The 8,216-nt window shown below is 63.8% G+C and carries 4 protein-coding genes, 1 tRNA gene and 1 pseudogene; 3 read left to right on the forward strand and 3 right to left on the reverse strand.

The window, feature by feature from the left end; all coding sequences use genetic code 11:
* Positions 1-108: 108 nt before the first annotated feature.
* From AC1RJY_RS20120 to AC1RJY_RS20130, 3 genes are all read left to right on the forward strand, one after another.
* Positions 109-179, forward strand: a tRNA-Cys gene (locus tag AC1RJY_RS20120).
* Between the two features lie 139 nt (positions 180-318).
* Positions 319-5,190: an NAD-glutamate dehydrogenase gene (locus AC1RJY_RS20125; protein WP_498603103.1), complete on the forward strand. Its 4,872-nt coding sequence runs from the start codon at positions 319-321 to the stop codon at positions 5,188-5,190.
* Positions 5,191-5,292: 102 nt separating this feature from the next.
* Positions 5,293-5,514, forward strand: a complete 222-nt coding sequence (locus AC1RJY_RS20130) for a hypothetical protein (RefSeq protein ID WP_043469678.1) — start codon at positions 5,293-5,295, stop codon at positions 5,512-5,514.
* A gap of 102 nt (positions 5,515-5,616) precedes the next feature.
* Here the strand turns inward: AC1RJY_RS20130 and AC1RJY_RS20135 are convergent, their stop codons facing one another.
* The 3 genes and pseudogenes from AC1RJY_RS20135 to AC1RJY_RS20145 form a co-directional block, all read right to left on the reverse strand.
* Positions 5,617-5,865, reverse strand: a complete 249-nt coding sequence (locus AC1RJY_RS20135) for a hypothetical protein (RefSeq protein ID WP_043469675.1) — start codon at positions 5,863-5,865, stop codon at positions 5,617-5,619.
* A gap of 199 nt (positions 5,866-6,064) precedes the next feature.
* On the reverse strand, positions 6,065-7,657 hold the full coding sequence (gene hutH / locus AC1RJY_RS20140) for a histidine ammonia-lyase (RefSeq protein ID WP_498603100.1): 1,593 nt from the start codon (positions 7,655-7,657) through the stop codon (positions 6,065-6,067).
* Between the two features lie 4 nt (positions 7,658-7,661).
* A pseudogene (locus tag AC1RJY_RS20145) lies at positions 7,662-8,216 on the reverse strand (urocanate hydratase); the annotation flags it as partial.

The following is an 8,216-nucleotide window of genomic DNA, read 5'->3' on the forward strand; positions in this document are numbered from 1 at the left end:
TAGCGCGGCGACGCCAACCCGTAGCCCTGGGACACCATTCGTAGCCCTGCGAAAGCCGGGGAAATGAACTTTGATCCGGCCGCGGTCCGGCACCTAGTGTCGTTTGCACGTGGTGTACCCGAGAGGCCAGGGAGCTGCCTGCAAAGCAGCGCACGCGGGTTCGAACCCCGCCACCACGTCTTGGGGCCGGCTCCCCGCTTTAGGGGTTTACCCCCGGCCCGTCCCCAGCGATCATGAAATGAGGCGCAGGGACTTCGCCGGGCCGCAACGCACGTCCGCTCCTTTGCGCAGCGGAGGCGCAGCGACATGTCACCCAGTATGGGACCGACGGACGGATTCCTGACCGACTACTACGAGCATGTGGCTGAGGACGACGTCCGAAACTACACGCCTGAAACGCTGCTGGAACGCGCCCGATACCACCGGTCCCTGGCCGAGCGCCGCGAGCCCGGGCAAGCCGTCATCGGGATCCTGCACGAACCGGATGCCAGCCTGCTGGCCATCGTTTCGGACGACATGCCCTACCTGCTTCCCTCCGTGACTGCCGAGATCGCCCGTGACACCGCCGCCCTCCGGCTCCTGGTCCACCCCACCTTCAGCGTCACGCGCGATCCAGCCACCCACCGCCTGACCGGAATCCACAGGGGACCGCAGCGCACGGGGCTCCCCGCCGGCGTCGAACCTTCCGCTGCCGGCTCCCCCGGTGAGCGGGCCACCCAACAGAACCACGACGGCGGACTCCTCACCGAAGCGTGGACGGCCATCGAAATCCCCCGGCTGCCCGACGAGGCGAGCGCGGAGATGCTGGTGGGCCGGCTGCAGAAGGTCCTGGACGATGTCCGTGCCGCGGCGGAGGATGAGGCAGCCATCCGCGAAGAGCTGGCCCGGGAGATCCGGGCACTGGATGAGGCGGCAAAGACAGATCGGACGGCCCGCGAAGCCCAGGAACTACTCCGTTGGCTGGAGGATGGGAACTTTGTGTTCCTGGGGTGTCGGGGGACCTCCGGGTTGGGGCTTCTCCGGGACACCGAGCCAACGCCACGTCCTCACGCAAGCGCAGCAGCAACAGCCACTCCCACTCCCACTCCCACTCTCACGCTGACCAAGTCCACCCAGCGTTCCACCGTCCTTCGCCGGGCCTACCTCGACGAAATCACCCTGGTGACCGAAGGCGACACAGGCGCCATCGCGCACACCTTCGTAGGGCTCTTCTCCCCCAGCTCCACAACCCGCTCCGCGCAGCAGATCCCGGTCATCCGCGACACCGTGAAGGAAGTGTTGAGGGCATTCGGCTACCCCGCAAGTTCCCATCATGGCAAGGAACTGCTGGCTGTCATCGAGGCCTATCCCCGCGACGAACTGTTCCACATCGACGCCGAACAGCTTGTCACCCATGCCCGTGAGATCTTGCGCCTCCAGGACCGCCACAGCACACGATTGTTCCTCCGCCCGGACTCGTACGGCCGGTTCATGACCGCGCTCGTGTTCCTGCCCAGGCGCCGCTACAGCACGGCCGTCAGGCTCAATATCGAGCGGGAACTCCGGGAAGCCTTTGGTTCGGATTCCATCGAGTTCGAACTTCGCTTGGGCGAATCGGCCATGGCTCGCGTGTTTTTCCGTGTGCTGCTGCCCAACGCGACGTCGCTACGTGACGGGATTCCCGGCGTCGTGGATGCCTCAGTCCTGGAGCCGCGGATCATCGCTGCCACGAGGTCCTGGGCGCAAGGGCTGGCCGAGGCGCTGCAGGCGCGGTATCCCTCGGAGGAAGCGGCCAGGCTGTCACATCAATGGGCCGCCGCATTCCCGGCCAGCTACAAGGCGGATTACGAAGTTGAGGACGCTGTTGAGGACATCTCGAAGTTCGAGAGCTTCCCACCGACCCACAGTGTGGACACCGACCCGCTATTGAGCGTCTACACCCGGCCTGGCACGGCCGTCCTCACCGAGGATGCCCGTATCCGGGTCTACCTGACCCGGCCCCAGAGCCTCACCCAGATCCTCCCGTTCTTCCATAATCTCGGCTTGAAGGTCCTGGACCAGCGTCCGTTCGACGTGCAGCGCGCGGATGGCAGGCAGTTCTTCCTCTACGACCTCGGACTCAAGTACCCGCGCGGTGTGGACCCCCTTGCCACCGGTGAGCTGTTGGCGGGTTCGTTTTGCGCGGCGATGCGCGGTGATGCGGAGTCGGACGCCTTCGATGCCTTGGTCATCAGGGAGCGCATCGACTGGCGTCGGGTGGCCATCCTGCGGGCGTACGCCAAGTATCTGCGTCAACTTGGAAGCACCAACTCGTACGGATTCATCGCGGACACGTTGGGCGGTAACCCCACTGCGACGCATGCGCTTTTGGAGCTGTTCGAGGCGAAGTTCGATCCAGACAACTTCACTCCAGACCTCTTTGACCCCGAACTCTCCACCCCTGGCACAGCAGAAGGGGACGTCTTCGAGGCGGACAGCAGCGCGCTGAGCCACAGAACACAGGCGATCCATGCGGCGCGGGAAAGGCTGGCCGAAGCGATCGACGCCGTCCCCGTCCTCGATGCCGACCGCCTGCTGCGCTCCCTCGCGAGCCTTGTGGAAGCTACGTTGCGCAGCAATTTCTACGTGGACAAGCCGTACCTCAGCTTCAAACTCAATCCATCCCTCATCCCGGCCGCCCCGCTCCCCCGGCCCAAGTTCGAGATCTGGGTTTACTCGCCCAGGGTTGAGGGCGTTCACCTCCGTTTTGGGCCAATTGCCCGCGGCGGGCTGCGCTGGTCCGATCGGCGGGAGGACTTCCGCACGGAGATCCTGGGGCTCGTGAAGGCCCAGACTGTCAAGAATGCGGTGATTGTGCCTACGGGAGCCAAGGGCGGTTTCTTCCCGAAGCGGCTTCCGGACCCGGCAGAGGATCGTGCGGCGTGGTTGGCGGAGGGACAAGAAAGCTACAGGACATTCATCCGGGGCCTGCTGGATGTCACGGACAACCTGGTACCGGATTCCGACGGCGGCACCAACGGTCATGTGGTCGCGCCCCCTCGCGTGGTGCGGCACGACAGGGACGATTACTACCTGGTGGTCGCGGCGGATAAGGGAACTGCAGCATTCTCGGACATAGCCAATGCGTTATCGGCGGAATACGGCTTCTGGCTGGGTGATGCCTTCGCCTCCGGCGGCTCCGTGGGCTACGACCACAAGCAGATGGGCATCACGGCCCGCGGCGCGTGGGAATCCGTAAGGCATCACTTCAGCGAACTCATGATCGACTCCCGTGCCGAGGACTTCACGGTGGTGGGGATCGGCGATATGAGCGGCGACGTATTCGGGAACGGCATGCTCCTGTCCCAGCACATCAAGCTGGTGGCCGCCTTCGATCACCGCCACATCTTCCTGGACCCGACCCCGGACCCGGGAGAATCTTTCGCCGAGCGGGAACGCCTCTTCAAACTCCCCCGCTCCAGCTGGGCTGACTACGATCGCACCAAGCTAAGCCCCGGCGGCGGCGTGTTCGCGCACACGGATAAATCCATCCTGATCACGGAAGAGGTCCGGCTCGCCTTGGGCATGGAAGAAGGCGCCGATCCCGGTGGCCAGTTGGTGATGAGCCCGCCCGAGCTTCTCCGGGCGATCCTCATGGCCCCGGTCGATCTCCTCTATAACGGCGGAATCGGCACTTACATCAAGGCATCAACAGAGTCCCATGCCGACGTCGGGGATAAGTCCAATGACGCCATCCGGGTGGACGCCAACCAGCTCCGCACCCACATCGTGGCTGAGGGCGGCAACCTTGGCGTCACACAGCGCGGCAGGATCGAGGCTGCACTGGCGGGCATCCTGGTGAACACTGACGCGATCGACAATTCGGCGGGAGTGGATTGTTCCGACCATGAAGTGAACATCAAGATCTTCCTCGACCGGATGATCGCCGCCGGCAGGATGTCCGTGAAGGAACGCGCCCCCTTCCTGCACTCGCTGCAAGGTGAGGTGGCGCGGCTTGTGCTGCAGACCAACCACCAACAAAATGTCCTGCTGGTCAACGACAAGCAATTGGCGCTGGAGTGGAGCCCCAGCTTCGAGCGGACCATGGACTGGCTGGAATCCGTCACTGATCTGGACCGGGGTCTCGAATTCCTTCCCAGCAACAAGGAGCTGAGGGCGCGCGTCCTCACCGGAAAGGGACTCACCACACCGGAGCTCGCCGTCTTGGCCGCCTACGCGAAGATTGAGCTGGCCCGTGAGTTGACCGATGGAGGACTCTCCGACGATCCCTGGTTCTCCACGACGCTCCACGAGTACTTTCCGCGGCAGGTATCCGAACGTTTCGGCGAACTTCTCTCCACCCATCCGCTGCGCAGGGAAATCGTGGCAACCGTGGTGGCTAACGACATGATCAATATGGGTGGCATCGCCTTCGCTTTCAGGGCCATGGAAGAGACCACGGTCTCGGCGGCAGCGGTTGCCCGCGGATTCGTGGTGATGCGGCAGATCTGGGGCTTCGACTCAGTGGCCGAGGCAATCGCCCAAGTTCCTGCCAGCACCCCCAGCGAGCATGGAGCCGCTGTTGCCTTGGACATGCGGCGCCTGCTCGACCGCTCCGTCCGCTGGTATGTCACCCACGATTTCCGGGACAAGCCCGTCTCCGACGCGCTGACGCGGCTGGAAAACCCCATGTCCTTGATGCGGGCCAACTTCACGCGTTTCCTGCACGGCATCAATCTGGCACACTCGCAGAAACGGCTGGCACACACCGACGCTGTGGGACTCCCCCATCATCTTGGGATTCGCGCGTCAGAACTTCTGGTGAGTTACGGACTCCTGGATATCTCGGCCATTGCCGAGGAATTGCAGGAACCGGCAGAGGCCGTGGCGGAGGTCTATTTCGCCGTTTTTGAGCGTATCTCCGCCATACCTCTGTTGGAACACATCACCATGCTCCCCCGGGACACTCACTGGGAGTCCTTGGCGAGGGCCGCCCTGAGGGATGACATGTATCTGGTCCTCGCGGACATGACCAAGGCCGTGGTCAAGCACACTTCACGGTCCTCTGCCGCGACTGATCCAGTGGAACGAATCACGGACTGGGAACGGGGCAACATCGAGCAGCTGGCACGGATTCAGGAGACCATTCAGGAGGCCATTAAGCCTGGTCCGGTGGATATCGCGGCCCTTTCAGTTGCCGTCAAACTGCTCCGCGCCATGGTCCGCCGATGAGACCCAGGTCACTTACCTACCAGTCATCTTACAAATACTAAGCTCCCACCGACTATGATTGATGGGTCGCCCTCGCATGCGGCACGTAATAGGAGGCCCCCAATGACCCCTGCAATGATTGCAGAACGCGAGATTCGCCTGTCCTTTTCCAAGGCAGACGAGATCCACGACGGACTCGACCGCGCCGTGGATGCCCTGATTGCAAACGCAGCAGCAGACGCTAACTGCGGCATACTGGTGACCCGGCACGAGCCCGGCACCTACACCGTGGCGCTGGACGAATCCGTTCCCTTCGGTCAGACCCACGAAGTCCTCGCTGCCTAACTGCCACCCCTGACGGCACTTTCGGCAGCGAAAAAAACCGGGGCCCGTTCCTTTCCGCATCTACTACCCGCGGAAGGGACCGAGCCCCGGTTTCTGTTTAAGCTAGGCCCGGCGGAGAGTGACGCCGTCGGACTTCATGAACAATTCCTTGCCCTCTTCGGTAACCCCGGGGCCTGCATGCTCAAGCCACACCACATTTCCGCTGCTGGAAATCTCCTCGATCCGACCGGCGGCAATCACGTGGGCGTATTTGACCACTTCCACCCGCTCGCCAACTTTCAGCGTCTTCCAGTCGGTAACCGTAGCCGTGTGAGCGCTTCGCCTGGACAGGACTGCTCCGCGTGCCTTCATTGAACTTCTACCCCTTTGTGGATGTTCTCTGTTGTGTATTGAGTTATTTGAACGGTTGACCGTCAAGCCCACGACATCGTTGGCGTGGACGTGACGTACACCATAAGTTCTACTACATTTGCCACGCCCCGGTGCTTGCGTTGCGAACAAAGACCGGGGCGTGACAAATATGCCCATCAAATGAGCGTTTTATTCGACGTCAGGCCAAAATCCCGACGGCGGATTCGGCTGCCGCGCGGACCGCACCGGAGCCGACCAGACGGTCAGCCGCTTCCAGTTCCGGCGACAGGAACCTGTCCGCGCCCGGGCCCTGAACAACTTCGCGAAGCACCTCAAGAACTGCCGTACCGGCAGGACCCGGGGTGAGTTCGCCGTCGGACATCTGCGTACGCATGTCAATGGCACGGGCACTGGTGACAAGCTCGACGGCGAGCACCCGGCGAAGGTTCTCCACGGCCTTGCGCAGCTTACGGGCAGCGTGCCAGCCCATGGACACGTGATCTTCCTGCATCGCGGAGCTCGGGATGGAGTCCACAGACGCCGGAACGGCGAGGCGCTTGTTGTCCGAAACCAGGCCGGCCTGCGTGTACTGGGCGATCATCAGGCCTGAGTCCACACCCGGGTCTCCAGCGAGGAAGGCCGGGAGTCCGTGCGAACGGGCGGGATCCAGCATGCGGTCCGTGCGGCGCTCAGCAATGGAGCTGAGGTCCGCGACGGCAATGGCCAGGAAGTCCAGCACATAGGCTACCGGAGCGCCATGGAAGTTGCCGTTGGACGTGACGCGGCCGTCCGGGAGGACCACCGGGTTGTCGATCGCTGCGGCGAGTTCACGGGATGCAACCAGCGCGGCGTGGTCCACGGTGTCGCGGACGGCGCCGGCGACCTGCGGGGCGCAACGCAGCGAGTAGGCGTCCTGAACCTTGGTGTCGTTGATCCGGTGGGACGCAACGATCGGCGAGTTGGACAGAACGCGGAGCATGTTGTCAGCGCTGGCGGCCTGCCCCGGGTGCGGACGCAGGGCTGCGTGGAGCTCCGGCAGGAACACCTGGTCGGTGCCGAGCAGCGCCTCGACGCTGAGCGCGGCGGTGACGTCCGCCGTCGCAAGCAACAGGCGGATGTCCGCGATGGCCATCAGCAGCATGCCGAGCATGCCCTCGGTGCCGTTGACGAGGGCCAGGCCCTCCTTCTCCGCCAGCGTGACAGGCTCGATGCCGTGCTGGGCGAGCAGCTCAGCAACTGCCGGCTTTCCAGCGGTTCCGTACAGTTCGCCGTCGGGGCCGGTTGCTTCGCCTTCGCCCATGAGGACCAGCGCGCAGTGGGACAGCGGCGCGAGGTCGCCGGAGCAGCCCAGTGAACCGAACTCGCGGACCAGCGGGGTGATGCCGGCGTTGAGGACATCCACCATGGTCTGGAGGACCACCGGGCGGACGCCAGTGCGGCCTGAGGCCAAGGTCTTGGCGCGGAGGAACATGATGCCTCGGACCACTTCGCGTTCAACAGCCGGGCCCATGCCGGCGGCATGGCTACGGATCAGGGACTTCTGCAACTGGGTGCGGAGATCGTTGGGGATGTGGCGGTTGGCCAGCGCGCCGAAGCCCGTGGAAATCCCGTACGCAGGGACATCGCTGGTGGCGAGATCGTCAATGTGGGCGCGGACCTTGGCGACGTTGTCCAGGGCGTCCTGGGAAATGGTCACCTTGGCGTCGTGGCGTGCGACGGCGACGACGTCCTCCGGGGTAACGCCGCTGGAGCCGAGGGTCACGGTGAGCTGTTCGTTCGATGTGATGGTCATGTTCTTACTTCTCGTTCATGGGGATGCGGACGCCTCGTTCGTTGGCGACTTCGAGGGCGCGGTCGTAGCCGGCGTCGGCGTGGCGGATGACGCCCATGCCGGGGTCATTGGTCAGGAGTCGTTCGAGCTTTTCCGCGGCGAGGTCGGTGCCGTCAGCGACGGAAACCTGGCCAGTGTGGATGGACCGGCCAATACCAACACCACCACCGTGGTGGATGGACACCCAGGTAGCACCCGAAGATGCAGCGGTCAGCGCGTTCAGCAGCGGCCAGTCAGCAACCGCGTCCGAGCCGTCCTTCATCGACTCGGTCTCCCGGTACGGGGACGCCACCGAACCCGAATCCAGGTGGTCACGGCCGATCACGATCGGAGCCTTGACCTTGCCCTCGGCGACGAGCTGGTTAAACAACAGCCCGGCCTTATGGCGCTCGCCGTACCCGAGCCAGCAAATCCGTGCCGGCAGGCCTTCGAACTCCACCCGCTCGGCCGCAGCATCCAACCACTTGTGCAGGTGCGTGTTCTCCGGGAACAACTCCTTGATCGCCTTGTCCGTCACAGC

The sequence above is a fragment of the Arthrobacter sp. GW822-FHT05G07 genome (assembly GCF_058799755.1).

Bases quoted from the DNA above. Each gene is read 5' to 3' on its own strand.
- AC1RJY_RS20135 (WP_043469675.1), bottom strand. From the start codon at position 5,865: ATGAAGGCACGCGGAGCAGTCCTGTCCAGGCGAAGCGCTCACACGGCT.
- AC1RJY_RS20125 (WP_498603103.1), top strand. From the start codon at position 319: ATGGGACCGACGGACGGATTCCTGACCGACTACTACGAGCATGTGGCT.
- hutH (WP_498603100.1), bottom strand. From the start codon at position 7,657: ATGACCATCACATCGAACGAACAGCTCACCGTGACCCTCGGCTCCAGC.
- AC1RJY_RS20130 (WP_043469678.1), top strand. From the start codon at position 5,293: ATGACCCCTGCAATGATTGCAGAACGCGAGATTCGCCTGTCCTTTTCC.